The organism is Streptococcus sp. ST16 (genome assembly GCF_046098135.1).
Taxonomy (GTDB): domain Bacteria; phylum Bacillota; class Bacilli; order Lactobacillales; family Streptococcaceae; genus Streptococcus.
Map to the genome: position 1 here is coordinate 1 of NZ_JBJUSE010000006.1, position 26,015 is coordinate 26,015.

Sequence of the window (26,015 nt, forward strand, 5' to 3'; positions counted from 1 at the left end):
TATCTTCATAACTCAATTTCATAATAAAACACCCCAAAAGTTAGATTTTTTCTGTCTAACTTTTGGGGTGCAGTTCAAATCCTTAACTGGGTTTTTGACATTTTAAAAATCTGAAAACTTTAGAAACTCTTTAGAAATACTTGAGCTTTCTTTGATTTCTATACCTTATACTAAAGTTAGAAAAAAATCTAAAGGAGAAAATCATGAAAACAGTACTCGAAATTCATGGATTGACCAAACAATTCGGCCAACAAGCTATTCTTCAAGATCTTAGCCTAACCATAAAAGAGGGAGATATTTATGGTCTAATTGGAAAAAATGGAGCAGGTAAAACTACTCTTATCAAAATCATTACACAATTATTGTTTGCGGATAAAGGAACTATTTCCCTCTTTTCTAGTCAATCGGAAAATGAGTGGACCAAGGCTCTATCTCGAGTAGGTTCAGTTATCGAATCACCTGTAGCCCATAATCACTTAACAGCATACCAGAATCTGAAATATTATTGTATGATACGTCATATTCCAAATGCTGATAAAGTCATTCAAGAAACACTGGATTATGTAGGTTTGTCAGATACAGGTAAAAAAGTCTTCCGTGATTTCTCGCTAGGAATGAAGCAAAGACTTGGTATCGCCATTGCCCTCCTATCCAAACCTGATTTCCTGATTCTTGATGAACCCATTAACGGTCTCGACCCAATTGGAATCAAAGAATTTCGCCTCATGATCCAGCGACTAAATCAAGAAAAAGGCATAACTATCCTCATTTCTAGCCATATCTTGTCAGAACTCTATCTCTTAGCTAGTCGCTTTGGTATTCTGGATCAAGGTAAGATTATCCGTGAAATCAGTAAAGCTGAATTTGAAACACTGAGTGAGGATTATATTGTGCTTAAAACAAGCGATAAAGAAAGAGCTTGTCAGGTATTGAAAGAACAAATTCAACTCCAATTTAAGGTTGTCAATCCTGAAAATGAAATCCATATCTTTGGTAATGAACAAGATGTCAAACAGATTCTTAAGCAACTAACTTTGGCCGATGTTGCTATTGATGAGATTTACTTTGCCCGTCAAAACCTAGAAGAATACTTCACCCAATTAGTAGAATAGGAGAAAAATCATGATACACACCATTCAAGCAGATTTTTACCGTCTTTTCCGCTCCAAAGGATTCTGGATTACAGAATTCATTCTCTTTGCACTTATGTTAATGGGTGCTACTATCGGAGCTACAGGACATCTAATGTCAGTAAATACTACACCTGAAACAGAATTTCCGACCAAAGGTTGGGACGGCGTCCAAGCTCTTATCAATGCGTCTAGCAATGGTTCAAACTTCGTTTTTCTCTGCATCATTCTGGCATGCCTCGTTCTTGGAGTTGATTTAATCGGCAAGCTCTATAAAAATAGTTTGACAGTTGGTGTTTCTCGTACAGAGTTTTTCCTTGCCAAAACCTTTGTACTTGCTAGTATCGCTCTCTTACAACTCATCGCCAGCCTTGTGATTGCCTTTATTCCAGCAACTATCTTAAATGGATTTGGGACCATGCCTGATGGATTTATTGGCAATCTATTGATAACCATTTCCCTTCAATTCCTTTGTCTCCTCGCTTGGATTTCCATTGTTTCCTTCATTCTCTATGTTAGTCATTCTTATCTTGCGGTATTTATTGGTTATTTGGTCAGCTCTATCTTACTTTCTATGCCAATGCTCATTTTTCCAAATATCAAAATTTTACCATATTTATCATTACAGTTTGCCTATGCTATGACTGCTAATAGTGAGTCAATTTGCTACACACTTATAGTTAGCTTAGCTGTTATTGTAATCTTTAATATAGGTGGACTGACAGTTTTCAAAAAGAAAAGTCTATAAAAAACAACCTCCTCTGTAGGCTAGAGGAGGTTTATTTCTTTAAAAATAAATGAAAACCGATAACCACTGCCCATCTGTGCCTAGTTTCATTTCTGCACCAAGAAGATGACATAATTCCTCAGTGATATAAAGGCCTAAACCAGAGGATTCTTCGGTGTCTGATAGATTTTCAGAATAAAAACGGTTACTGAGATTTTCTATTCTTTTGATGGGCTGTTTAACAAGGTTTGCAATCTCTAAGACAAGCTGTTCCTTTTCCTTTCTCAAAGATAGACGCGCTTCTTCCTTGCCATGCTTGAGGACATTTCCAAGCAGATTTTGTAAAATTCGATCCAGTAAGTCCTCATCAGTTCTCATTTTTAAACCAGCTTCAACCTTAAAATCAAGCATGATATTTGCCGCCTGAAAAACATCATAATAAGCTAGAGTCTTTTTGGTGATAAAAGCTGAAAGATCCAATTCTTCCAGTTTCGGTTTGACAGCTCCTTCCATTAAACGACGATATTCTAGGAGAGCCTCCAAACGTTTGGAAACTAAATCAAGATGCTGGGCTATTTTTTGTAAGGTTTCTGATTTGTCTTCAGGAGACTTTATCAATTGTTGGGTGTAGCCTGAAGCGATAGTCAGAGGCGTCCGAATATCATGGGCGATATTGCTGATGGCCATATCCAGAGTCTGCTTTTCCCTTTTCATAACCAACCGAGACTGTTCTACTTCCTGAAATAGATTCTCAATCTGCTGGTAGAGATGTAAAAAATGTTTGGAAAAAATACTGACTCCGACTCTTTTCATACTACCTGTGATAATCTTGTCTTCAATCTGTTGACTCAGGCTCTTAAGTGCTAGATGGTAGCGAAGCAATGCAATCGATAAAATAATTAGGAGTACTAGTAGGACAAAAATTATCATGTAGGTCATTGCTTGTCTCCTTTTAATCTTACCCCAACTCCCCAAATGGTTTCAATATATTCTTGATTTGGGTCAAGCTGGTTTAATTTTTTACGAAGATTACTCAAATGCGTATTGAGAGTATTATCTCCAGGTAGATAGCTATCCTCCCAGACCAATTCATAAAGTTCTTCCTTGGTGAAAATTTTCTTAGGGTGTTTAAGGAGAGTTTGGAGAATCAAGCATTCTTTTTTGGCAAGGCGAATCGTTTTCTGGCTATTTTTGATTTCAAAACTTTCTGCATCAAACTGGATATTTTTCAAGTTTTGTGGTAGATTTTCAGTTTTTCCTATTTCCATAGGCTGTTTTTCTGCACTTTGGCGTAATTGAACAGTAACTCTAGCAAAGACTTCGTCCAAATCAAAAGGTTTGACTATGTAATCATTGGCACCGTCTAAGAGGTATTGACTGATTAACTTCCTATCGCTCAAGGCCGTTAGCATAATGACTGGGATTTGACTTTGTTCCCTGATGGCTTTTAAAACCTGATCCTCATTTTTCCCAGGAAGCATGATATCTAGCAAAACAAGGTCAATCCCACCTTGGTCAAAAAGCATGATTCCTTCTGTACCAGAAAAGGCTTGAACCACCTCATGCTCCTCAGTAAGAAGTGTTCGTAAAATCTCTTGAATGTCACTATTGTCTTCAATAACCAATATCCTGGTCATAAATACCAACCTTTCTGCAACTATTATAGCATGTTTTATTGATAAAGCTTAAACAGAAAAGCTCCTCGCATAAAAGCGCGAGAAAGCCTTAGAGGGTTAAAATATAAAATCCACTTACTAGACAACATAGTATCCTTATAGTTGAAAATAAGAAGTTAATCTAGCAGAATGAATCTCTCATTTCTCTCCTACTAGTCCGTAATACGTTGATACATTTCTGGTCTTCTATCTCGAAACAAGCCCCAGTTAAGGCGTTCACTTGCTCCCTTGTCAAGGTCATAGGTTTCTAACAGAACAGCTTCACCTTGTCTTTCAGCTCGCTCTAAAATAGCTCCTGTTTCATCCGTCATAAAGGAGGAACCGTAGAAGTCAAGACTGGAACTCTGTCCACCATTTTCCTCACTTGGAGTGACTTCTTCCAAACCATAGCGATTGGCTGCAATGACTGGAACAATATTCGCTGCTGCGTGCCCTTGCATGGTACGTTGCCAGTGCCCACAACTGTCTGTATCCAAAATTGGCTCTGAACCGATGGCTGTTGGATAAAAGAGTAACTCTGCTCCATTTAATGCAAGACATCTCGCTGTTTCAGGGAACCATTGATCCCAACAGATGCCAATCCCAATCTTAGCATAGCGAGTATCCCAGACCTTGAAACTAGTGTTACCAGGCGTGAAATAAAACTTTTCTTGATAATAATGGTCATCTGGTATGTGGGTCTTCCGATAAACGCCAAGAACCTCACCATCTGCATCAATGACAGCAATAGAATTGTATAAGACATTACCATCTTTTTCATAGAAACTAATCGGTAAAACAACTTCTAGTCCCTTAGAAAGCTCCTTAAAATGCTGAATAGCTGTATTTTCTGTCACCGACTGGGCATACTGGTAGTAATCATACTGGCGTTCCTGACAGAAATAGGGACGTTCAAACAATTCAGGCAAAAGAATAATTTGGGCTCCTTGCTCAGCAGCTTGTCGAACTAGACGTTCAGCTGTTTGGATATTTGTTTCCACATCCTTAGCACATTGCATCTGGATCGCTGCAACTCTTATATTTCTCATCTTTTTCTCCTATTCTGGGATTTGTTGGGTGATACAGTGGATATTTCCACCACCTAAGAGAATATCTCTGGCTGGTATTCCGACAACTTTACGGTCTGGGAAACACTTGCTGAGAATATCTAAAGCCACTTGGTCGTTTACATCCTCAAACTGTGGAACTAAGACAGCCTTGTTGGCAATATAGAAATTGACATAGGAAGCAGCAAGGCGCTCGCCCTCATAACGCTCCTCTTCCCCCTCTTCATAGGTATAGCCTGGTAAATCCTCTTTAGTGACAACCTGACAAATAGCTGGGATAGGAAGCTTATGAATAGTGAAGGGACGACCTTTTGCATCCGTTTCCTTCTCTAAAAGAGCAAGGTCAGCTGCAGACATACCATACTGGGGATCGTTTTGATCATCTGTCCAAGCCAAGACAAGTTCCGCAGGACCAACAAAGGCAGCAACATTGTCAACGTGTTCATTGGTTTCGTCCTGATAAATACCATAAGGAAGCCAAATAACTTTTTCAGCTCCAAGGCTCTCTAATAAGGTATTCTCGATTTCCTCTTTAGTCAAGTAGGGATTGCGACCAGCGCTTAGTAGGCAACTTTTAGTCACGAGAATGGTTCCTTGACCATCGCTATGGATCGCGCCTCCTTCCAGTACAAAAGGTTTAGCCTCGTAAACAGGTATTTCCAAGGCCTCAGCAAAATGACTGGCTACTTGATCATCATCTTCATAGTCTTGGTAGAGACCATCTACAGCCCCACCCCAGGCATTGAAAGACCAATCAACTGCCAACTTTTCTCTTTTTTCATTGAGTAGAATAGTCGGACCCGTATCACGGGCCCAGGCATCATTGGTGGGAATGTCTAGATAAACAACCGTGTCTCCAAGATAGGATTGTGCTTCAGATAGATAGTCCTGCTCCACCAAAAGATAAACCCTTTCTCCTTCTGCTATGGCCTTGATAATCTGGCTAAATGCTTTTTTGGCAGCCTTTCCTTGAAAGGGCCATGAACCTGGTCGAGTTGGCCATATCATGAGGGTACCATGATGGGGTTCGTACTCTGCTGGCATACGATAACCTAATTTCTTTGGACTGTCTATCATGATAATCTCCCTTTAAAGTCTTGATAGCCGAAGGCTTTGACTAAGCTACAGTCACCCTGCTCGTCCATAAGATAGAGACTTGGCAAGCCAATACCGTTAAAGGTATTATTTTTGACAAATGAGTAAATAGCCATATCTTCGAAATAGAGTCTGTCACCGATTTGGACAGGATTTTCAAAACTATAATCGCCAATCACATCACCCGTTAGACAGGTATTGGAAGAAAGTCTATAAGTATGAGCTTTTTCCTGCGCCTCAAATCCATTTCTCAAAGGTGGGCGATAGGGCATCTCAAGTACATCAGGCATATGGCAGGTCGCAGAGGCGTCTAAAACCAAGATCTCCATACCGTTTTCGACAATATCCAATACTTCAGTAGCTAGATAACCCGCATTAAGCGCAATAGCTTCACCCGGCTCGATATAGACCTCAAGATTGTAAGTTTCTCGGATACGCTTGATTTCAGAAATCAGCAAGTCCACATCGTAGTCTTCTCTTGTGATATGGTGTCCCCCACCCAGATTGAGCCATTTTACCTCATGTAAATAAGGGCCAAATTGCGCTTCTACTGCTTTCAAAGTTGTCTCTAAATCCTCTGAACCTTGCTCGCAAAGGGTATGAAAATGAAGTCCATCAACTAAATCCAACAAATCACTAGGAATTTTATCTAGTGTCACTCCAAAGCGAGAACCTGGCGCACAAGGGTCATAGAGCGCGTGATCTCCCTGAGTAGAGCATTGAGGATTGATACGGAGACCTACACTAATACCAGCCTCTCGGCAACGAGGACCGTGTTTACGCAACTGTCTCTCTGAGTTAAAGACGATATGATCCGTTATCTCAAGCAATTCCTCCATGTCAGCATCCTTGAAAGCAGGCGCAAAGACATGGACTTCACCAGAAAATTCTTCCCTTGCCAATTTGGCTTCATAAAGACCACTGGCAGTAGTTCCAGATAGATAGCGACTAATCAAGGGATAAGTCTTGTAGAGGGAATAAGCCTTCTGGGCGAGCAAAACCTTGCAACCAGACTTTTCCTGAACCTCTTGTAAAATGCGGCAGTTGGCTTCTAACTTTGCCAAGTCAATGACATAAGCTGGTGTTGGTACTTGTTCTAGCTTCATTAGTCCACCATTTGTGGATTTTCAACCACAACCCAAGGCAAACCATACTCATTCAAAGCTTCCATAAATGGATCTGGATCCAATTCTTCAAGGTTATAAACTCCAGCTTGTTTCCAAGTACCATTCATAACCAATTTTGTTCCAATCATGGCTGGAACGCCTGTCGTGTAAGAAATCGCTTGTGAGCCAACCTCTGCGTAGCATTCCTGATGGTCGCAAACATTGTAGATGTAGATGGTCTTTTCAACACCATCTTTGACACCTGTAAAGATACAACCGATATTGGTTTTACCGACAGTACGTGGTCCAAGACTTGCAGGATCAGGAAGCAAGGCTTTCAAAAATTGGATTGGCACAATTTCTTGACCGTTAAAGTTAATAGCATCCGTACGAAGGAGACCAACGTTTTCTAAGCATTTCATGTGCGTTAGATAAGATTGACCAAAGGTCATAAAGAAACGAATCCGTTTAACTCCTGGAATGTTTTTCGCTAATGATTCGATTTCTTCATGGTGAAGGAGATACATGTCTTTTTGCCCAACTTGAGGGAAATCATACTCGCGTTTGATAGACATAGCTTCGACTTCTACCCATTTTCCATCTTCCCAGTAAGAACCTGGCGCAGAAACCTCACGTAGGTTTATTTCTGGGTTGAAGTTTGTCGCAAATGGATAACCGTGGTCACCACCATTACAGTCTAAAATGTCGATATAGTGGATTTCATCAAAATAGTGTTTGAGAGCATAGGCTGAAAAGACACTGGTCACACCTGGGTCAAAACCAGATCCAAGCAGAGCGGTCAAGCCTGCTTCTTTGAATTTCTCCTGATAAGCCCACTGCCATGAATAATCAAAGTAGGCTGTAAAACCAAGTTCCTTGCAGCGTTTTTCGTAGATGGCACGCCACTCAGGATCTTCTGTATCCTCAGCCTCGTAGTTAGCTGTGTCGATATAGTGAACTCCAGTCACTAAACAAGCATCCATAATGGTCAAGTCTTGGTATGGTAAAGCAACGTTCAAAACGGCTTCTGGCTTGTAGCTTTCAATCAAGGCAATCACTTCTTCAACCTTGTCAGCATCAAGTGCAGCAGTTTCAATCTTAGTACTTGTTTTTCCTTCTAATTTAGCCTTCAAATCATCGCATTTTGACTTGGTACGACTAGCAATCATAATCTCTTTAAAAGTTTCGCTGTCTTGGCAAATCTTTGAAATAGCAACTTGGGCAACGCCCCCACATCCGATAACTAATAAACGACTCATTTTTTTCCTTCCTCTTCTTCTAAAATATCCTCAACATACTTGGGCAACATAAAGGAACCCACGTGTAAATTTGCAGTATAGTATTCTGTGAAAAGCTGGCGTTTTTTCCAGCCTTCCTTGTCAAAATCTTTGACAGGGTGGTATTTTTTCGATGCAAATCCAAATAGCCAATAGCCAGCTGGACTGGTTGGGATATGGGCCTGATAGACTCGGCTGATTGGAAAGGCTTGATTGACCTTACGGTGCATACTTCGGCAAGCTGACTCATCTTCGTCAAAGAAGGGACTCCCATGCTGATAGATCATGATGCCGTCTTCCTTCAGAGCTCTGTAACTGTTTCCGTAAAATTCCTTGGTAAAGAGCCCTTCCGTATGTCCAAATGGATCTGTCGCATCGTTGATGATAATATCGTAGTCATCTTCACAGTTTCGTAAAAAGCGTAGCCCATTTTGGTAGTAAATGGTAACACGAGGATCATCTAGCCCTGCAGCAAAGTCTGGGAAATACTCACGACAGACCTCAACCAACATCTCATCTGGTTCCACAATATCGATTTGCTCCAGTTCAGGATAGAGGGTTAATACTTGAGCAACACCACCGTCACCACCCCCAATAACCAAGACTTTCTTTGGATTCGGGTGGACAGCCATGGGAACGTGGACGGTCATTTCATTGTAAACAAAATCATCTGCATCTGAAAACAAGACGTGCCCGTTTAAAATCAGTATTTTACCAAAAGCTGGCGTATCCAAGACTTCGATATCCTGCCATTCACTTTTTCCAGCATAGAGTTGCTTGGCAGTTCTCAAGGACAATTTCACATCTGGAGTATGAACTTCAGAAAACCATAAATCCATCTAGTTCTCCTTTCTCTTAATGACGTTGATGTGATTGACCTCTGGATCTTCCGTCCCTTGGAGGGAGCAACCACGTTCCTTGGCAAATTGGATATAGTCTACAATTTCTCGTGTAATGCGTTCACCTGGAGCTAAGATAGGAATTCCTGGAGGATAGCACATGACAAACTCCCCACAGACTTGTCCGACTGATTCGTCTAAGGTCAAACTTTTTCTCTCTGAATAAAAGGCTTCCTGAGGAGACAGCACTAACTCGGGCTGGATATATTCTCCAGCAATCAAATCTTTTCCATCTCTCGAATAAAGTCTCTTGATGTCAGCCAAAGCACCGACCAAACGCTCGATGTCTTGGATGCGGTCACCAATGGAAATGTAGGCCAAGATATTGCCAATATCCCCGAATTCAATCTGAATATCGTATTCATCTCGCAAGAGATCATAAACCTCTATCCCTGTTAGCCCAACACCCTGAGTGTAAACTGACAGCTTGGTTACATCAAAATCACAAACAGACACACCGTCTATGAGCTCTTTTGAGTAGGCGTAGTAACCACCGATAGCATTGATTTCACGACGAGCGTACTCGGAGAGCTCAATGACTTTCTCAAAAGACTCTTTCCCGCGAAGGGCTAAGTTGCGACGAGAAATATCCAAACTAGCCATCAACAAGTAAGAGGCAGATGTAGACTGGGTCAAGTTGATAATCTGACGAACGTACTCAGGATTCATCTGCTCCCCGATAAGAAGGATGGAGCTCTGGGTCAAACTCCCACCAGACTTATGCATGGAAACTGCTGCCATATCAGCACCTGCATCCATAGCAGAAATTGGAAGTTTATCTGTAAAATGCAAATGCGCTCCATGGGCTTCATCTACTAAAACCATCATGCCAGCTTCGTGAGCCATTTCCGTTAAACCCTTAAGGTCTGAACAAATTCCATAGTAAGTAGGATTGTTAATCAAAATGGCCTTGGCATCTGGATGCTCCTTAATTGCCTGCGCCACACGGTCATTTTCAAGACCTAAAGCGATGCCGATTTTAGGATCTACACTCATCTCGATATAGATGGGAATGGCACCACATAGAACCAGCGCATTGATGGCAGATTTATGGACATTTCTCGGTAGAATAATCTTATCTCCTGCCTTACAGGTGGAAAGAATCATGGTTTGAACTGATGAGGTTGTTCCCCCAATCATCAGAAAGGCATGCGCCGCTCCAAAAGCATCTGCAGCCAATTCCTCCGCATCCCGAATAATCGAAATGGGATGACCAAGATTATCCAAGGGTTTCATCGAATTGACATCAATGCCAACACATTTTTCACCTAACAGTTCGACAAGTTCTGGATTTCCTCGTCCACGCTTGTGACCTGGCACATCAAAGGGGACAATCCTTTTCTTTCGTAACTTAATCAGTCCTTTATAAATAGGGGCCTGATTCTGATCTAACTTTTTCAAGACATACTCCTTTACCGTATTTTTAGCACCTCAAGAAGATAAAGGCGACTAAAGGTTGACTTATGAAAAAAGAGCAGGTTTTCACCTGCACTGCAATCTTCTGACGTGTGTATTTTGGTTTCTGTTGAGTATGTCTGTTCCTGATGTTTCCTAACTCTCTAGTAGCAAATATTACGTACTTTATTGATCGTTTCACAAGATGACGTGTGCTTTCACCACACTAACAAATGTATACGAATTAGAACTAATGTCCTAACATCAACTTATAAAAGTAGGCTTTTAACCCTATCAATAATGCGGCTTTCCAACCACGCTTCGGCATTCAACCCTGCCTGTCCGTAGGCATTTTTTACTCGGGTTTATATTTGCTAGAAAACATCATCTCATTTTCTAAGCCTTATAACTATATCATGTTTACAAGAGCTTGTAAAGTATTTTGTGAAAGTTTTTTAAAGAATTTCATTTTTTGTTCGTGAAATATTAGTCAACAATAAAAAGAAATCGTTTTAAATTGAAATCAAAAAACAAAAACAGGAACTAAATCGATTAGTTCCTTTGTTGAATCGTAAGTATAGTCAGTTATTCAAAATCTTATCTACTTATCTCGTGCTACTTGAACAGCTAGTTCAAAATCAGTCATCATATAATTTTCATCTAGGCGGATGAGACCATAGTACTCATTCCAAAATAGCGAATCACTGTTGCTGGACCACTTTAATCCATACCATAGTTGAGTGACATCACTTGTATTTGATGGCGGAATTGACCATAGATGCTTCTTGAAGGTTTCTTGAACAAGAGAAACATCCAGTCGTGTAGTCAAGTCAAGTTCATTTAATTTGAAAGTAATAGAATGTTTTTTCGCTGCCTCAATACTGTCCTTGTTAAATCGAACCTGAATAACCTTAGAATCTTCTATAGCCACATCATGGTCCTCAGCACCGTAAAAGGAAATACTGCCCAGTACTATGCCATCTTTTGCTAGGAGATAGGGAGCGTAAGGAACAGCATTGCTATCAAGCCTGAAGCCTTTTTCGATGGTAACTGTTTTATCTCCAGGATACTTTTGGAAACTGTTACTTGTCAGGAGGTCTTCATAATCGCTACCACCATCGCCCTGTCTTACATAGATGTCAAATCCAGCGTCCATCAGCTCACTGGATTTAGTTCCAGCTAAAATGATTTTACTTTCATTAATTTGTAAAATCGGTGCTTGAGGTGGCAAACCAATCGTGAGATTAAACGTGACTCCTACTAGAAAGACCATCAAAGTTATAAGGAGGGCAAGCATAGACTTCCCAGTTCGTTTTCTTGCATTGAAAAGGGCCATTAGAGCAGGTAGGAGGATCATTTTGGCTAAAATAGAATTCCCCACACCGCCTCTATTTAAGGTCTGAAAGGCAAAGATCCCTGCGATGACAATCAGGGTCAGGTAGACCAAAATCTCGCCTAGACCCAGTTTTTCTGTTCGAGTTTGTTGATTTACAGGAGTTTCGTACAATGACTGTCCATTCTCTTTCCTCTTTTTTAGAAAGAGATAAAAACCCAGACCTAGCAGCAGATTAAAGATTACAAAAGCAATTAAAGTACCTATAATCACTGTTCTACCCATGGCTCTCTACTCCTTTATGTTCTATCTCAAATCTTTTCTTTCTCATTAAAAGCAAATTCCCGACTAATAAAACGATTATTAAGAAAGGACTACCTTCTATCAGTACAATCGGTATAGCATAAATGGCAATCATTCCCATCTTTTTATCTTTAAGAATATTGCTGATATTTCTAGCTCTGTTTCCCAAGAAAGTGCTATAATGGAGCTAATAAATTGTTCTGTATTCATTGGTGAAAAAAGGGGAAATAGCCATGTTCACTACTGTTGTTTTGATTTTTTATGCTCTTTTCTTTCTATCCTTATCCTTTACCTTTTATCTCTATATTAGACTTGTAGTTGCGGTCAGACAAGGGAAAGATGTCCCAAAATGGATCTATAAACTCGGCCATGCAATTCAAGGAAGAATTCACGTTGACTATGAAGAAATCACAGATGCTAATGCCCTTAAAGAGATTCATTGGTTCTTGCTAATCTATTTAATCGTAAATCTACTCGTATTGGCTGTCTTCTACTATCATGGTAATAGCTTTCCTCAAGCCATTTATGAATGTTTGAAAAAACAATTTTTCATTGTGCTTTTTAGTATGGTTTTAAAAAGTATTGGTAAATTTGTTGTACTGGCTATAAGCAAAAACTTTCATAACAGTCATGTCTATGCATCAACCAACGCTTTTATCGGGACAGCTTTTTTAACGAGTTATGTTTTTATGTTTTGCATCATGATGAGTGGCCTTCCATCTCAACCTGTTCCAGTCACCATTCAAAATACCACAGTCATTATCGGTGAGACCAAGGCTTCCGAGCTTTTAGACCAAGGCTTTACCTTCGAAGATAAAGGTGCAAATAGTCCTATCACCAATCCAAAAAACGACCATTTCTACTACGGCCAGCTTCTCGAAATCAAGCGTGAAGATCAGTCCTATGGTTTTATGACCCTTACTCCTACTGGCAAAGATACTGATCAACTCAAAAACTGTGTCATTACCTACTATAGAACGCCTAAGGATGCCCATCAATTGCAGGGGATTTCTATCAATCATGTCAGTTTAGCAAATCTCAAGCTCCAAGATTTTCAAACAAGAAAATTAATCGATATCTTTGAAGTCAATCCTGCTGATTACAATGTCGCTGAGACTGACTCAAACTACATCCTAACCATTCAAACGGCAGATTACGACCTCTGGAAAAGATACAGGATTGAAGCCAAGTTCAATTCAGATGGTTCCATAGATAGTTATGGCGTCAGAGCCCAACATAGCATGTGGGAATGATGGAGTGTTAGCTTTAGTCATTAGTAAGCATAAAATCAAATAGATGAGCGTTTAGGCGCTCCTACTTGATTTTATGCTTATTCATTTTCTCTTGGAAAATATCTGTAATAATTTGTCGCAATTCTTGAGCTTCCTTTTCAGGAAGTTGGCCTTCTTGTTCAGCTATAGCATACAATTCCGGATATTCAAGAGAAATTCTCTTAATCGTACGCGTAATTGCATGTTTTCTAACAAAAAATGGAATCCGTTTAATCATATCTTGAGGAATTAAGGCGATAATCTTATCGGCTGTTTCCTTATCGTTCAGTTTAGAAAAAGTGAGTCCCTTTTTAATCATTTCTTGTTCTTTTTCTGTAAAATCTTGTGATTCCATCTGATTAATCCTCCTATTCTCTCTAAGTTAAATTATATATCAGGTGTAGCAAGACACCAAATAGTCTGTTTGTAAAATGCGTTCTATACTAGAATTTTCCTGTCACTCTTAATCTCTCTTTAGTAAAAAATCACAAAACCTTTAGGCAAAATAACCAGTTGCTGGTCCAATTCTTGGCAATGACTGGCTAGGGCTACAAAATCACGGTCTACAAGATAGTTTTCAGTTGATTGGTTAAAAATGGCTTGGATTTTTTGTCCATCATAATCCCAAGCCAGAGATACCACATCTGGCTTGATTTCTTTCAGTCTATAAGTCCCATGCTGGATTATATCTGAGACACTCTTGCGAAGCTGAATCAATTTCTTCATGAAACGAAACATGTCATTACTGTCGGAAACACGTTCCCAAGGCATGACACGACGACAATCTGGATCTGGACCTCCATCTAATTCTAACTCGGTTCCATAGTAGAAACACGGTGTCCCCCTTTGTAAAAAGAGGCAGGCGAGGGCAGACTTAACAAGTTGAACATCTCCTTTGGCTGTTGCCAAAATGCGTTCTGTATCGTGAGAATCTAGAAGATTAAACATCACTTCAGAAATCTGCTGTCTATAGTACATTGATTGACTATTGATCTCATCGATGAATTGAGGCGTCTTCTTAACCCCACGCAAGAAATAATCCTTGATACTATCAGAGAGAGGATAGTTCATGACTGCGTGGAATTCATCGCCATCTAGCCAAGGCTGGGAAGTGTGCCAGACCTCTCCAAGGATGTAAAGATCAGGCTTTTTAGCCAAGACAGCCTTACGGAAATCTCGCCAAAATTGGTGGTCCACTTCATTTGCCACATCTAAGCGCCAAGCATCAATATCAAACTCTTCAATCCAGTAGGTCGCAACGCTCAGTAAATAGTCTCTTACTTGAGGATTTGCCGTATTGAGCTTGGGCATATAGCTGGCAAAGGCAAAGGTATGATAAGGGAGCTTTCTTGGATCACCGAGCTTATCCTTGGTCACTGGGAACTCTTGAACATGGAACCAGTCTTTATATACTGACTCTTCACCGTATTTAAGGACATCCTGCCATTGAGGTGATTTGTCCCCGATATGGTTGAAAACAGCGTCCAGCATGATTTTCATGCCTCTCTGATGGACTTGGTTCACCAGTTGACGGAAAGTTTCCTTATCTCCAAAATGACGATCAATTTCGAAATAATCCGTCGTATTATACTTGTGATTGCTTGGAGATTCAAAGATAGGACAGAGATAAAGTCCTGTAATCCCCAAATCTTGCAAGTAATCCAGATGGTCAATAATACCTTGTAAATCACCACCAAAGAAATCGTTAGTCTTTGGTTTGATAGAAGAATCCCAAGCTAGCGCACCTTCAGGTGAAATATTTGGGTTTCCATTAGAAAAGCGTTCAGGAAAAATCTGATACCAAACCGTCTCAGTCACCCAGTCAGGAACATGGCAAGCATCAATCTCATGTATATAAGGGATTTTAAATCCATTTCCTTCGTAATGAAGATTTTCTAGTGAGCTTTCAACACATCCCTTATCCCCATACAAAATACTCTGGCCTTGCTTATCTTTAAGTTCAAAGAGATACTGGAGTCGGGCATAGCCAACCGTAACTTCCGCTTGCCAGTAATCAAATAAGGCATCGGAAGTCACTTTGACCATCGCCTTGCTTGCTTCATAACGGTCCTCTATAAAGATAAAAGGATCTCCATAATGCAAGTTGATGTTTTCAATATCATCTTTCTTAGTCCGGATACGAATGTGCATTGTCTTATCCTTATAGAGATAAGCATACTCCGACTCTGGTCTATGGTAAATGGCAGTCAATTCCATTGTATCTGTCTCCTAGTTTACTTTGAATCGCTTTACGACGCAAACGTTTTCATAATTGTGATTCTAGTATACTACTTTAAAATTTTATTTGCAAGGTTTGTTCATAGTTTCGAGTGGTTTGGTTCTATAAATAAAAAAGCAGCCAGTCATACAACTTACTACTTTTCAAATGATGATTTACAAATGTCTTTCCAGCCACTCAATCTTTTTAAAATCCTTATTGTTATTGTGGTCATTTCGATATGAATCTTGGGAAGAAGCCTTGTAAATACTTAAAAACTGTTCTAAATTTGGAACGCGAAAAGTGATGTTTTGGAGATGAATCAGTTCTATATCCGATTCCGAAACTCCTGCAAAATCAGGTAAAGAATCGATACTTCCAAACTCAACACTCAGACCATCCTTTTGGAATTCATGCTCATGAATATCTCTTAAGGCATAGCCTAAGTATTTCATCACTTTCATTATCTTGTCCCAGTCATAAATCCTGAGATGATCAGGTGCTTCCCAACCTCTAGGGTCACCAGGCACATGAATGTCAATGTCAGACGGCCCCCATTCTTCATTTGAACGGTATTCAAAACCTAAAGACCCCATGAGAGTCGGAGTAATCCCGACTTGGTTTAAATGAGAACAAATTGTTCGAAATTCATCAAATAGAGAATTCATTCCTCCTCCAATCGTTGATATGAAACTCGATTTCGCAGTGAAAAATAAACTAACTTCTACCTTCTACTCTTTCGGTTTTGAAAATACTTCTATTCGCTGTGCTAGGACTTTGATTTCTACAGGTAGGTTATCCGATTTATCGCCGTCAACATCTGACTCCAATTCACTATCTGAAGAGATCTTAATATTACGCGCTCTGATATACTCAATATTATCATTGCTGACAACATCTCCTTTTAGTAAATCAGGAATGACGGATAATTTAGAGAATATAGAGGCATCTTTTAGAATCAAAATATTGGCATAGCCATCTTTGTCTTCTTCAAAGATTTTCTTATCAGCAAAGTAATTTGTCAAGAGAACCAAAACATGACTAGCTTCACCAACATAATTTCCATTTTCTGTCTCAACCTTAATGTTAAAGACCTGATCCGTCATGACAGACTTCATGGTATTTACAGCATAGGCAAGGATACCAAATTTTGTCTTGTCCTCGATCTCCACATTGTGAATCGCCTCAGGCAGAGAACCGATACTAAAAATATAACCAAAATAGTTATCATTTGCTTTACCGATATCAATCTTATTAGTTAAGTTGAAATCCAGTTCATCAATTGCGCCATCGATGTCTTGATTGATTTCCAAAAGCTTTGTAATGAGGTTACCCGTCCCACCAGGGATAATCCCTAACTTAGGAATGTAGTCTCTCTCAGCAATACCCGAAATGACTTCATTGACAGTCCCGTCTCCACCAAACACAACCACTGCATCGTACTGCTCACGAGACGCTTCCTCAGCAAAGTGTGTTGCATCCAGTGCTTTTTCGGTAATTTTTGTTTCCACATGCTCAAAATAATCTTTGGCTTTATTCTCCAGCTTGACCTTATAATCCAAAGCCTTTTCCCCACCAGAGGTAGGGTTGATAATTAACATTGCTTTTTTCATTGATAATACTCCTTAATTTTTAAATAGAAATGTTAGTGTAACTACATCAGTCATCACATATAATGCTATTATATAATGAAAGCTCAAAAAATAGAAATCAGACGTACTGGAGATTAATATAATTTTATTCTATTTTCCCATCACCTAATTACAACCTTTAAGGATTCATCCAAATCAGAATAAGCATTATCCTTTATCCAATAAGGAATACCATAAGCTACCTCTGCCACCAAGTGAGATGGCGTTTCCACTTACAATACTCTTTTATTCTATCAGCATATTTAGTCAAAAGATTCTTTGAATAAAATTTTTCATTTTTTGAATTTCTAACTTCTTTCCAAAGAATAGAAGCAACTTTTAACTTGTTTGAGTAGTTACGACTATTTTCGTCTGCACAGAAATCCTTTAGAAATTGATTCCATTGACACACCGAATGGTCATACTTGGCATAATCTGAATCTCCATAATAAACTTTTAGCATATCTTGGATTGTAAAACTCAAATCATTTTCTTTTTTTACTTTTCTCCAAGCAGTTGCCATATCAGCAGTAAATTTAAAGGGCGAAACACCTGTTAAAGTTGAGAAATATTCTCTAAAGTGTGCATTAAAGGAGAATCCACATTCAAGTAAAGGCGTATCTAAAGTAAGGACTTCTACTTGTTTCTTTTTCCTTTTTATTGATGATTTTTTAATCAAATTCCCCTTAAAATACTGCTCAATAATATCATTAAGTTCTTGTTTGGTACCTCTATATTCAAGCCCTAATGACTTGCATATCTGTGAAAGTTCATCACGGTACCAGTAGTATTTATTAAACTCATCAAAGGATGAGATTTTTTCAAACTCAGGTCTGCTCTCTATCAATATAACACCTCCTTAAAAACAGTTTAGGTTGTCATCTCTAAGAACTGAGGCTTCACTCTCTATATTTTGAGGTTTTATCCACGTTTCTCTAACAAACTTACACATTCTACGTGTGCTGATAGGTCTTACCTATATTATGGAACGAAATAAATCTGGTTAGATTTAATATGATACTTTGAAACGATTCATAAAATAAAATGCTATGGCACTTGCAATAGCATTTTAAAATATTAGGTTTAGACATCAAAACTTAGAATCATTACTAATAATAAGTCATTTACTGTGTAAAGTACTTATACAAATAGTATTGCTCTCATTTCTATTATAAGTATTTGCATCTCTGGTAACTTTGTCAGGAATAACTAAGTGAAGTGGATCAACCAAAAAGACAATATACTTATCTTTAGCTAAATCTTTATACAAAAATATCCTGTATTGTGTTACTTGATCAAAATAATCTAAAACACTAAATTTAATAAAATCGTCCTTATGATTTTCAAAATCGACATCCGTCATATATTCAAGCATAATCTTTTTTATACGTGAATCTAATGTTACGGAATACTCTCTAAAATTTGCAGAAGCCATTTTATTAGGTTCATCTAGTATTGGAAACATCCTTAATTTATAATTACTAAGTTCATCCTCGTTCAAAAAATTAGTAAACTCTTCCTCATGACATTTCTTAGAGGTTAAAGTTTGTGAACTATAAAAACTAAAGTTAGAACTAGTACTTGCGGTAAGTGCAGTAGATGATGATATCTTGTTGCTCCTCAAGGCCTTGCTAGACTTCAAAGCCTTATTAAATTTTTTAGCACTAGTTTTGGTGGAACTGTTACCCCACACATTGGAAAATTTCTTGGTACTCATTTGCAATATCTTCTTTCAACATAATTGAAGATTTTCCTTTAGAAATAGCATCTTTCCAAACTTTGTCTTCATGACTTCTATCAACCAGAGCAAAATCTGATTTTTCTAATATCATTTCGAACACATCATCAATAAAATTCTTTATTTCTTTATCTACAGAACTTACTCCAAAATCATACTCTGTTGGAACATATTGTTCTGCTTTATTTTTTGAATACACTTCCCTAATTACTGGGCCATATGTCCATGCCTCAAAATTTGCATCAAACAAATATTTCGGATATTCATAATTTGACTCACTAACACCATCTTCCTCTGAATTCTGATAATTTCCAGAGTAAAATGCAAATAAAAAATATAAACCTTTTTGTAACTTTAATGGAGATAGTTCATTAAATTTATACAACAAATGCTGTACTAAATCATCAACATTTTCAAAGTAATAATCTGTCATAAGCATTCCTCTCTCTATATAATCTATCGAAATTCCTCAACTTAATTATAACATAAAACTCCTGGTTCGGATAGCAATATTTACTTTATTGCTACCTTCATTACTTTTTATGATACTTGTCAACTAAAATATATAAAAACATCAATTGTTATCTGAATATTCATCATTTTTAAAAGTTTCTAAATATAGTTAATCTATTCTATTAGTGTTATTATTTTACAAAAAACGAAAAGAAGACTGTCACCACAGTGTTTTCACACATTCATTACCGCCTTCTATATTTTCTATAAGTCTATCTCAGTTCCTTCTAAAAATTTTACGCTTATCTCCCCATCCTCCGCAATTGTTATGTTGTCCACCACCTGACACATCTCATACGAATTGAATTCCCATGAAATCTTGTTTACAATATCAGCCAACTTCATACTATAATACTTTTCTAGTGGACGATTTTCTTCCAGAATCTTATTCCACTTTCCATGCAATAGATCCACATTCTCACTCAATAGTACCACAGCCATTACTACGGCTTTCTCTAGCGTTTCTTCATCAATATGGTTATTCTGACAGCCAATCTGTCCTTTGACCCTATAACGATTGTTACACTGCCAGACTTTACGTTTACCTCGACTTGTAGTCCAATTTTTTCTACCAAATGCTGAACCACATTCGGAACAGAAAATCATGGTAGTAAAAGAAGCATTTCAATAATTTATTCATGGCCGTGAGCTATGTTTATTTCCCTTAAAACTCCTTTTCAATGAAAATAAATACATACTCACAGGGTGAATGAAAATAGGATTAGATAGTTTCTAGCTATCACTTCTACTCACTCCAAAAATTCTCTCACTCTGATACTTCCCTAGCACATAAGAAAAAGCCTTGATTCCAAGGCTTTTCAAAATGGCTTTAGTTCCAAGGTTTCTAGGCTTTAGCGAGCAGAGCAACACACTCAACATGATGCGTTTGCGGAAACAAATCCACCGGCTGTACTTTCTTCAGTTCATAACCCAACTCTTGGTAGAGTTTGATGTCACGCGCCATGGTTGCGACATTACATGAGATATAGGCGATGCGTTTAGCTCCTGTTTGGCTACTTGCTTTGATGAAGCTTTCGGTCAAGCCCTTGCGTGGTGGATCAACCAATATAACGGTTGGGTGAATACCTTCCTTGAGCCAGTTCTTCATAGCATTTTCTGCTGTGTCACAAACATAGTATGCATTTGTAAACTTGTTCAAAGAAGCATTCTTCTGGCTATTCTCTACTGCTTCTGGAATCACTTCAACACCGTAGACTTCCTTGACATGCTTCGCAACAGACAATCCAATCGTTCCAATACCCGAATAAGCATCGATCACCACGTCATCTTCTTTTAACTCTGCAAAGTCAATGGCTGTTTGATAGAGTTTCTCCGCCATTTCAGTATTGACTTGGTAAAATGCTGGTCCCGAAATTTGGAAGTCATTTCCTAACATTTGGTCCGTAATGTAATCTTGACCATAAAGTGTGTGCCATTCTTTCCCAAAAATCGCATTGGTATTCTGGTCATTGATATTTTGCATGACTGAGACAATCTCTGGGAATTGCTTGATTAATTGTTCAATCAACTGATCGACACGAAAAATTTTCGGACGAGTAGTTACCAAAATGACCATGATTTGTCCTGAATAGTGGCCTCGTCGCACGACAAGGTTCCGAATCAATCCAGACTGTTCCCTTTCGTCATAAGGTTTTAAATCAAAACGACAGAGCAGGTCTCGAAGAGCTACTACGACTTGGTCAATCACAGGATCCTGGATAAAGAAGTCTTCTAGAGGCATGAGATCATGCGAATTCTTACGGAAAAAGCCCGTTTCCAAGACACCATTGACGCGACGAACTGGCACCTGCGCCTTATTTCGATACTTGACTGGATTTTCCATACCTAGTGTTTCAGCGACCTCTACATCCCTAATACCAGCAATCTTGTAGAGACTATCCTTGACTTGCTTGGTTTTAAACTTGAGTTGCTCTGGATAGGCAAGATGCCCCAAGTCAGCGATACCTGAACGTAGATAAGCTAGGTCAAGGTCTTGATTACGATGAGGTGACTGAACAAGGTATTCTTCAACCTTCCCATAGCCAATCTTTTTATTGACTTTAAGGACACGCATGAGGATTTTCTCAGTTGGTAGAGCATTTTCTACAAAGAAAACCAAACCTTCTATCTTGGCGACCCCTGCCCCTTCATGGGTCAAATCAACAATTTCAACTTCTACAATATCATTTTTCTTTAACATATTCTTCACTTTCTATCGGCCGACAAAAAAAGACGGCAACATTTCTGTTACCATCTATTATATCATGAAATGACCTAAGCACCAAAACTCTTGAAGAAGTTGACAATGGCTTGCCAAAGAGAGCTAAAGAAGTTCCCCCCGTCTTCTAGCGCTTTATTAGCATCAAAGTTGAGGTTGATGTTTTTAAAGCTATCTCCGGCTTGGGAAACAATGCTTTGTTTGAGGTTATTTAGGGTTTTAGTGAAATCAGCATTGTTCAAAATGTCACTCTTTGAGAGGTTGAGAGCAAAATTGATGATGATATTGACCTGGTTTCCTGTTATAACCTGATCGAGTTTGTAGTTTTTTAGTGTGTCTTCTACAATTTTGCGGACATCTTCTTCTGTCAGATTACCTTTGGCTTCTTTTGCCTTTGCAATTCCTGCCTTGATATCTGTCATAGCCGCATTGAGCTTATTGGCATCGTAACCTGACTTGTCCTTGTTTTCAGCATTGATATCGGACAAGGCTTTTAACTCCTCTTGCGCCAAGTCTTTATTGGCTTGCGGGACTTTGGCACCATTGGCCTCTAACGAGTAGTAAATCCCAGCTAGGGCGCTCTCACCTGTAACTGGAATAGGAGCTGCTACTGTGATTTTGGCATGCTCGACTCCCAGGGTCACTGCTGCGTTACGGTACATATCCTGCGTCACCTTGGTGATATTTTCAGGCGTTTCAATCTTGACCTCTAGAGGTGATTTATCACCTAGCTTTTGAATCTTGGCCGACGAATAGAGCTGTATACTTGCATCATTAGCCACATTCATGATTTTCGAATAGATATCAGGTGTCATGGTTTTGATATCTTTGGTGTCTTTTGATGCGTCATAACCAAGTTTGCTAAGAGTCTGATTTTTCTGGTCTTCAGATAGAGAAGAACCTAGGACATATTCGGGTTGTACATAGGTTTCATCGATTACTTTTTGAACATCGGTTGCTGCGTGGACACTTGTCATAGCTGTTACAGCCCACAAAACTGCAGCACTTGTTAGAAAGAATTTCTTTCTCATGGGATATTCCCTCCTTTACCTTTCTAGGTTAATAAAACAATCTTAAAGAAAACTTATAGCAAAAACACCTGGTCTAGCCAGATGTTGAAAAGAAAGTGAAACATTTGATGATATAAAGGTTTAGTTGTACCTGTCTCGAGTAGTAATAATTTCCACCATTTTCATAGAGTTCGGCTCCGTGAAAGATAGAAATGGGGTTGATATAGGTATAGGTCTTCCCCGTAGTATTACCTAGAATTGGAGCGACCGTTTCTCGGGAGTAACGCTTGGCTAGTGCCAAAGTATTTTCCTTACCGTTCTGAGCAATAAAGTCTATATAGGCAGGTCCAAAATTATAGGCTTGAACGGCGGTCCAGACATCTACTCCTTTGCTCTGTGCCAAATAGAGATTATCTGTTAGTGTCTGTATCCCTTGGCGAATACTAGAGGCATCGTCTTTGATGGTATTGGTAGCGCCACTAGCAGACTCACTAGACTGCATGACATCCCGCTCTTTTCCCTTCGTTTCGGTATAAATCATGGCGAGGACCAACTCTTCATTTGCTGGAGTATCTCTTTCGCTCAAGATTTCTCGAACCATGGGTTGGTAGGTCATGACTTGTTTAACATCCTGATGAATATGATAAGCTTTGTATCCTGCGAAAAGGAAGACTGCTAGCACAAGCACTCTTCTTATAAATTTAAACATTATTTACTTTGAATATCCTCGATATTTTTGATTAAGATAGAATAGGTTCCATTGTCATTTTGAATAAACTCAACAGACTCCGCATCTTGATAGACATTATTGGGTACGATGAGTTCGATTCCGTTTGACAAGGAAAGTTTTTGATTTTCAAATTTCTTGAGCTGACGACTGGCATCAATTTCATCGAATTGGACTGGTTCTGGTACGGCTTCCTTGACTTGGTCAATAAAGCTCAAACGAGCTGTCAGATTATTATCAAAAAGGTCGTTAGCCAATTTTTCAGGTGACAGTTCATTGCTTTCTTCAAGATTGTTAAAAATCGCTGATTTGACCTTGGATTGAAATTGGAAGTCATCTGTGTTAAAGGACTCAGCAATTCTCTGGGCCGTTTTTTCCAGTTCCTTGATGGATTTTTTTGGCGAAATCTTAGGGGCAACGTTTAAGAGATTATCTGAAAAATAGTTCAAAAAAGTCCCATTGTACTTGATGCGTTTTTCGATGAGATGGTACTTGCGACTTTGAAGATTAACCACCAGAGCCTCATCAGCCCCCGTTCCAAATCCAGGCAGGTTATTCTGAGTTAGCTTGATTGGGTTATCAACTTCTCCACCGAGGTGGGTCAAGGTCTCACGTAGAGCAATTCGCAAGAAAGCGAAATGTTCAACACCTTCTTTAGAAAATTGTACAAAAATCAGGTCATTAGTCTTGAGATTTTCAGAAATGCTAAACTCCTCTTTCCAGAGATTAGCCAGTGTTACTGATGTCTCCAACAAATCATCCGTGATGTGATTGAAGAAGGGATTTTCTTCTTCGAAAATCCCAGTCTTGGCTTCATCTGAATACACGCGTTCGATTTTTTTACGTAGGTATTCCTCGATTTTTGGAGTGATATTGAGAAACTTATCCGCTAGAAACAACTCAGTATCGTCTGGGCTGAACTGATGGATAATAGCTTTCTTAATATAAATGTCCATAAAAGTATTAGTCCTCGTATAGTGGGAAGGCATCTGTCAACGCTTTGACTTCACTTCTCACTTCTTCTAAGACAGCTTCATTTTCTGCATTTTTAAGGGTTTTAATGATGAGTTCAGCTACTTTACGGCTTTCTTCTTCACCAAATCCACGTGCAGTGATGGCTGCAGATCCAATACGAATCCCACTTGTCTTGAATGGTGACAAGGTTTCGTATGGAATCGAGTTTTTATTTAGGGTAATATTAACTTCATCCAGCAAGTTTTGAGCAACTTTTCCGTTTTCTACAACCTTAGTCACATCCACTAGGAAGAGGTGATTTTCAGTACCACCTGAGATGATACGGAAATCAGGATCTTGCAAGAAGACTTCAACCATAGCCTTGCTGTTTTTGATGACATTAGCAGCATATTCCTTGAAGGCAGGGTCCAAAACTTCTTTGAAGGAAACCGCCTTAGCCGCCACAACATGCTCCAAAGGACCACCTTGAATACCAGGGAAAATAGCTGAGTTGATTTTCTTAGCTAGATCCTCATCATTTGTCAAGATCAAGCCACCACGAGGTCCACGAAGAGTTTTGTGGGTCGTTGTTGTCGTGATATGAGCGTATGGTACTGGGCTTGGGTGAAGTCCAGCTGCAACCAAACCAGCGATATGGGCCATATCGACCATAAGCTTAGCCCCAACAGCATCTGCGATTTCACGGAATTTTGAGAAGTCGATAATTTGAGAATAGGCTGAAGCACCTGCTACAATTAATTTTGGTTTTACTTCTTGAGCTTGTTTCAAGATAGCATCAAAGTCCAAGAGTTCCGTTTCAGGATCCACACTATATGACACAAAGTTGTATGTTTGACCTGAGAAACTGACAGGAGCTCCGTGAGTCAAGTGTCCACCCGCTGCCAAATCCATCCCCATAACGGTATCACCTGGCTCAATCAAGGCCATGTAAGCCGCACAGTTGGCTTGGCTTCCTGAGTGAGGTTGGACATTGGCGAATTTAGCACCAAAAATTTCTTTTGCACGTTCAATAGCTAGAGTTTCTACCACGTCTACCACATCAGTTCCACCATAGTAACGGCGACTCGGGTAGCCTTCGGCATATTTATTCGTCAAGATAGACCCTTGAGCTGCCATAACAGCCTTGGAAACTACGTTTTCCGAAGCAATCAACTCGATATTGTTTTGTTGGCGTTCTTCTTCTTTGGCAATAGCATTCCAGAGATCAGCATCGTATGCTTTAAAATCATCTTTGTCAAAAATCATAGGTCTTCTCCTTTATAGTGTGACAGGTCCTTTAGTGTAAGAAAATAAACTAAAAGATGCGAATAAACCGTTTCTGCACTTTATCACAAGTATAACCAACTTTTTCATAAAATGCATGAGCTCCCAGACGATGATCGGCAGAGTTTAAGCGGATAAACTCATAGCCCCGTCTTTTTGCTTCTTCCTCCAACCCTTGTAGTAAGCTTTTACCGATACCTTGCCCTTGTGCTTGAGGCGAAACTGCTAAGGCTAAGATATTAAATCCTGCTTTGGAATAGAGGGACTCATAGACCTCAGCGTGGACATAACCAAGTAAGGCATGACTGGCTACATCCTCATAACCAAGTAGGAAATGATGGGAATCCTGAGATAATTTAGCTAGTTGACTAGCTGTATCCTCTGGACTAAAAGAATAACCCAAAGCCTCTTGGTTAATCTCACATATAGCATTCACATCTGTTTCTTGCAAATCTCTTAGCATC

At 39.2% G+C, this 26,015-nt stretch carries 26 protein-coding genes and 1 pseudogene; 3 read left to right on the forward strand and 24 right to left on the reverse strand.

Annotated elements, in window-relative coordinates; genetic code table 11:
* The first annotated feature begins 203 nt into the window (after positions 1–203).
* Positions 204–1,112 (forward strand): ATP-binding cassette domain-containing protein, encoded by a 909-nt coding sequence (locus tag ACIY14_RS05205; RefSeq protein WP_409001790.1) that lies wholly within the window; start codon positions 204–206, stop codon positions 1,110–1,112.
* Positions 1,113–1,122: 10 nt separating this feature from the next.
* Positions 1,123–1,878 (forward strand): ABC transporter permease, encoded by a 756-nt coding sequence (locus ACIY14_RS05210; RefSeq protein WP_409001791.1) that lies wholly within the window; start codon positions 1,123–1,125, stop codon positions 1,876–1,878.
* Between the two features lie 39 nt (positions 1,879–1,917).
* Here ACIY14_RS05210 and ACIY14_RS05215 read toward each other — a convergent pair whose 3' ends face one another.
* The 9 genes from ACIY14_RS05215 to ACIY14_RS05255 form a co-directional block, all read right to left on the reverse strand.
* Positions 1,918–2,796: a sensor histidine kinase gene (locus tag ACIY14_RS05215; RefSeq protein WP_409001792.1), complete on the reverse strand. Its 879-nt coding sequence runs from the start codon at positions 2,794–2,796 to the stop codon at positions 1,918–1,920.
* A complete protein-coding gene (locus tag ACIY14_RS05220; RefSeq protein ID WP_409001793.1) occupies positions 2,793–3,494 on the reverse strand; it encodes a response regulator transcription factor in 702 nt (233 codons plus the stop codon). The genes ACIY14_RS05215 and ACIY14_RS05220 overlap by 4 nt, the downstream gene beginning before the upstream one ends.
* 191 nt (positions 3,495–3,685) lie before the next feature.
* A complete protein-coding gene (aguB, locus tag ACIY14_RS05225; protein ID WP_409001794.1) occupies positions 3,686–4,561 on the reverse strand; it encodes an N-carbamoylputrescine amidase in 876 nt (291 codons plus the stop codon).
* Positions 4,562–4,570: 9 nt separating this feature from the next.
* A complete protein-coding gene (aguA, locus tag ACIY14_RS05230) occupies positions 4,571–5,656 on the reverse strand; it encodes an agmatine deiminase (protein WP_409001795.1) in 1,086 nt (361 codons plus the stop codon).
* Positions 5,653–6,780: a carboxynorspermidine decarboxylase gene (nspC, locus tag ACIY14_RS05235; RefSeq protein ID WP_409001796.1), complete on the reverse strand. Its 1,128-nt coding sequence runs from the start codon at positions 6,778–6,780 to the stop codon at positions 5,653–5,655. The genes aguA and nspC overlap by 4 nt, the downstream gene beginning before the upstream one ends.
* Complete coding sequence (locus ACIY14_RS05240; RefSeq protein ID WP_409001797.1) at positions 6,780–8,039, reverse strand: saccharopine dehydrogenase family protein; 1,260 nt, start codon at positions 8,037–8,039, stop codon at positions 6,780–6,782. The genes nspC and ACIY14_RS05240 overlap by 1 nt, the downstream gene beginning before the upstream one ends.
* Positions 8,036–8,896 carry a polyamine aminopropyltransferase gene (speE, locus tag ACIY14_RS05245; protein WP_000366717.1) on the reverse strand — a complete coding sequence of 287 codons (861 nt, stop codon included), beginning with the start codon at positions 8,894–8,896 and terminating at the stop codon, positions 8,036–8,038. Before speE ends, ACIY14_RS05240 begins: the two co-directional genes overlap by 4 nt.
* Positions 8,897–10,357 (reverse strand): aminotransferase class I/II-fold pyridoxal phosphate-dependent enzyme, encoded by a 1,461-nt coding sequence (locus tag ACIY14_RS05250; protein WP_409001798.1) that lies wholly within the window; start codon positions 10,355–10,357, stop codon positions 8,897–8,899. It lies immediately after the preceding gene.
* 595 nt (positions 10,358–10,952) lie between these two features.
* Positions 10,953–11,969, reverse strand: a complete 1,017-nt coding sequence (locus tag ACIY14_RS05255; RefSeq protein ID WP_409001799.1) for a hypothetical protein — start codon at positions 11,967–11,969, stop codon at positions 10,953–10,955.
* A 251-nt stretch (positions 11,970–12,220) separates the two neighbouring features.
* On the opposite strand from ACIY14_RS05255, the gene ACIY14_RS05260 reads away from it, so the two are divergent.
* Complete coding sequence (locus ACIY14_RS05260) at positions 12,221–13,240, forward strand: hypothetical protein (RefSeq protein WP_409001800.1); 1,020 nt, start codon at positions 12,221–12,223, stop codon at positions 13,238–13,240.
* A gap of 61 nt (positions 13,241–13,301) precedes the next feature.
* Here ACIY14_RS05260 and ACIY14_RS05265 read toward each other — a convergent pair whose 3' ends face one another.
* The 15 genes and pseudogenes from ACIY14_RS05265 to ACIY14_RS05335 form a co-directional block, all read right to left on the reverse strand.
* A complete protein-coding gene (locus tag ACIY14_RS05265; protein WP_409001801.1) occupies positions 13,302–13,613 on the reverse strand; it encodes a hypothetical protein in 312 nt (103 codons plus the stop codon).
* 119 nt (positions 13,614–13,732) lie between these two features.
* On the reverse strand, positions 13,733–15,475 hold the full coding sequence (locus tag ACIY14_RS05270) for a glycoside hydrolase family 13 protein (protein WP_409001802.1): 1,743 nt from the start codon (positions 15,473–15,475) through the stop codon (positions 13,733–13,735).
* Between the two features lie 177 nt (positions 15,476–15,652).
* Positions 15,653–16,144 (reverse strand): phosphoribosylanthranilate isomerase, encoded by a 492-nt coding sequence (locus ACIY14_RS05275; protein ID WP_409001803.1) that lies wholly within the window; start codon positions 16,142–16,144, stop codon positions 15,653–15,655.
* Between the two features lie 63 nt (positions 16,145–16,207).
* A complete protein-coding gene (locus ACIY14_RS05280; RefSeq protein WP_409001804.1) occupies positions 16,208–17,089 on the reverse strand; it encodes a diacylglycerol/lipid kinase family protein in 882 nt (293 codons plus the stop codon).
* Between the two features lie 217 nt (positions 17,090–17,306).
* Positions 17,307–17,954, reverse strand: a complete 648-nt coding sequence (locus ACIY14_RS05285) for an SAP domain-containing protein (RefSeq protein WP_409001805.1) — start codon at positions 17,952–17,954, stop codon at positions 17,307–17,309.
* Positions 17,955–18,227: 273 nt separating this feature from the next.
* Entirely contained in the window at positions 18,228–18,824 is a 597-nt protein-coding gene (locus ACIY14_RS05290) for a hypothetical protein (protein WP_409001806.1), read from the reverse strand.
* Positions 18,790–19,278: a Panacea domain-containing protein gene (locus ACIY14_RS05295; RefSeq protein ID WP_247912291.1), complete on the reverse strand. Its 489-nt coding sequence runs from the start codon at positions 19,276–19,278 to the stop codon at positions 18,790–18,792. Before ACIY14_RS05295 ends, ACIY14_RS05290 begins: the two co-directional genes overlap by 35 nt.
* Before the next feature lie 284 nt (positions 19,279–19,562).
* On the reverse strand, positions 19,563–19,799 hold the full coding sequence (locus tag ACIY14_RS05300) for a hypothetical protein (RefSeq protein ID WP_409001861.1): 237 nt from the start codon (positions 19,797–19,799) through the stop codon (positions 19,563–19,565).
* Between the two features lie 3 nt (positions 19,800–19,802).
* A pseudogene (locus ACIY14_RS05305) lies at positions 19,803–19,964 on the reverse strand (zinc ribbon domain-containing protein); the annotation flags it as partial.
* A 238-nt stretch (positions 19,965–20,202) separates the two neighbouring features.
* Positions 20,203–21,558 (reverse strand): 23S rRNA (uracil(1939)-C(5))-methyltransferase RlmD, encoded by a 1,356-nt coding sequence (gene rlmD / locus ACIY14_RS05310; RefSeq protein ID WP_409001807.1) that lies wholly within the window; start codon positions 21,556–21,558, stop codon positions 20,203–20,205.
* Positions 21,559–21,632: 74 nt separating this feature from the next.
* The gene (locus ACIY14_RS05315; protein WP_409001808.1) at positions 21,633–22,607 is read right to left on the reverse strand and encodes a DUF1002 domain-containing protein; all 975 of its coding nucleotides are present in this window, start codon (positions 22,605–22,607) and stop codon (positions 21,633–21,635) included.
* 73 nt (positions 22,608–22,680) lie between these two features.
* Entirely contained in the window at positions 22,681–23,295 is a 615-nt protein-coding gene (locus tag ACIY14_RS05320) for a lysozyme family protein (protein ID WP_409001810.1), read from the reverse strand.
* Complete coding sequence (locus ACIY14_RS05325) at positions 23,295–24,269, reverse strand: nucleoid-associated protein (protein WP_409001812.1); 975 nt, start codon at positions 24,267–24,269, stop codon at positions 23,295–23,297. Before ACIY14_RS05325 ends, ACIY14_RS05320 begins: the two co-directional genes overlap by 1 nt.
* A gap of 7 nt (positions 24,270–24,276) precedes the next feature.
* Complete coding sequence (gene glyA / locus ACIY14_RS05330; RefSeq protein WP_409001813.1) at positions 24,277–25,533, reverse strand: serine hydroxymethyltransferase; 1,257 nt, start codon at positions 25,531–25,533, stop codon at positions 24,277–24,279.
* Between the two features lie 49 nt (positions 25,534–25,582).
* Positions 25,583–26,014, reverse strand: a complete 432-nt coding sequence (locus ACIY14_RS05335) for a GNAT family N-acetyltransferase (protein ID WP_084851139.1) — start codon at positions 26,012–26,014, stop codon at positions 25,583–25,585.
* Between the last annotated feature and the right edge of the window lies 1 nt (position 26,015).

What these genes read in the sequence shown, in the direction of transcription:
- ACIY14_RS05205 (WP_409001790.1), top strand. Translation starts at nt 204, where the DNA reads ATGAAAACAGTACTCGAAATTCATGGATTGACCAAACAATTCGGCCAA.
- ACIY14_RS05210 (WP_409001791.1), top strand. Translation starts at nt 1,123, where the DNA reads ATGATACACACCATTCAAGCAGATTTTTACCGTCTTTTCCGCTCCAAA.
- ACIY14_RS05215 (WP_409001792.1), bottom strand. Translation starts at nt 2,796, where the DNA reads ATGACCTACATGATAATTTTTGTCCTACTAGTACTCCTAATTATTTTA.
- ACIY14_RS05220 (WP_409001793.1), bottom strand. Translation starts at nt 3,494, where the DNA reads ATGACCAGGATATTGGTTATTGAAGACAATAGTGACATTCAAGAGATT.
- aguB (WP_409001794.1), bottom strand. Translation starts at nt 4,561, where the DNA reads ATGAGAAATATAAGAGTTGCAGCGATCCAGATGCAATGTGCTAAGGAT.
- aguA (WP_409001795.1), bottom strand. Translation starts at nt 5,656, where the DNA reads ATGATAGACAGTCCAAAGAAATTAGGTTATCGTATGCCAGCAGAGTAC.
- nspC (WP_409001796.1), bottom strand. Translation starts at nt 6,780, where the DNA reads ATGAAGCTAGAACAAGTACCAACACCAGCTTATGTCATTGACTTGGCA.
- ACIY14_RS05240 (WP_409001797.1), bottom strand. Translation starts at nt 8,039, where the DNA reads ATGAGTCGTTTATTAGTTATCGGATGTGGGGGCGTTGCCCAAGTTGCT.
- speE (WP_000366717.1), bottom strand. Translation starts at nt 8,896, where the DNA reads ATGGATTTATGGTTTTCTGAAGTTCATACTCCAGATGTGAAATTGTCC.
- ACIY14_RS05255 (WP_409001799.1), bottom strand. Translation starts at nt 11,969, where the DNA reads ATGGGTAGAACAGTGATTATAGGTACTTTAATTGCTTTTGTAATCTTT.
- ACIY14_RS05260 (WP_409001800.1), top strand. Translation starts at nt 12,221, where the DNA reads ATGTTCACTACTGTTGTTTTGATTTTTTATGCTCTTTTCTTTCTATCC.
- ACIY14_RS05265 (WP_409001801.1), bottom strand. Translation starts at nt 13,613, where the DNA reads ATGGAATCACAAGATTTTACAGAAAAAGAACAAGAAATGATTAAAAAG.
- ACIY14_RS05270 (WP_409001802.1), bottom strand. Translation starts at nt 15,475, where the DNA reads ATGGAATTGACTGCCATTTACCATAGACCAGAGTCGGAGTATGCTTAT.
- ACIY14_RS05275 (WP_409001803.1), bottom strand. Translation starts at nt 16,144, where the DNA reads ATGAATTCTCTATTTGATGAATTTCGAACAATTTGTTCTCATTTAAAC.
- ACIY14_RS05280 (WP_409001804.1), bottom strand. Translation starts at nt 17,089, where the DNA reads ATGAAAAAAGCAATGTTAATTATCAACCCTACCTCTGGTGGGGAAAAG.
- ACIY14_RS05290 (WP_409001806.1), bottom strand. Translation starts at nt 18,824, where the DNA reads ATGAGTACCAAGAAATTTTCCAATGTGTGGGGTAACAGTTCCACCAAA.
- ACIY14_RS05295 (WP_247912291.1), bottom strand. Translation starts at nt 19,278, where the DNA reads ATGACAGATTATTACTTTGAAAATGTTGATGATTTAGTACAGCATTTG.
- ACIY14_RS05300 (WP_409001861.1), bottom strand. Translation starts at nt 19,799, where the DNA reads ATGGCTGTGGTACTATTGAGTGAGAATGTGGATCTATTGCATGGAAAG.
- rlmD (WP_409001807.1), bottom strand. Translation starts at nt 21,558, where the DNA reads ATGTTAAAGAAAAATGATATTGTAGAAGTTGAAATTGTTGATTTGACC.
- ACIY14_RS05315 (WP_409001808.1), bottom strand. Translation starts at nt 22,607, where the DNA reads ATGAGAAAGAAATTCTTTCTAACAAGTGCTGCAGTTTTGTGGGCTGTA.
- ACIY14_RS05320 (WP_409001810.1), bottom strand. Translation starts at nt 23,295, where the DNA reads ATGTTTAAATTTATAAGAAGAGTGCTTGTGCTAGCAGTCTTCCTTTTC.
- ACIY14_RS05325 (WP_409001812.1), bottom strand. Translation starts at nt 24,269, where the DNA reads ATGGACATTTATATTAAGAAAGCTATTATCCATCAGTTCAGCCCAGAC.
- glyA (WP_409001813.1), bottom strand. Translation starts at nt 25,533, where the DNA reads ATGATTTTTGACAAAGATGATTTTAAAGCATACGATGCTGATCTCTGG.
- ACIY14_RS05335 (WP_084851139.1), bottom strand. Translation starts at nt 26,014, where the DNA reads ATGCTAAGAGATTTGCAAGAAACAGATGTGAATGCTATATGTGAGATT.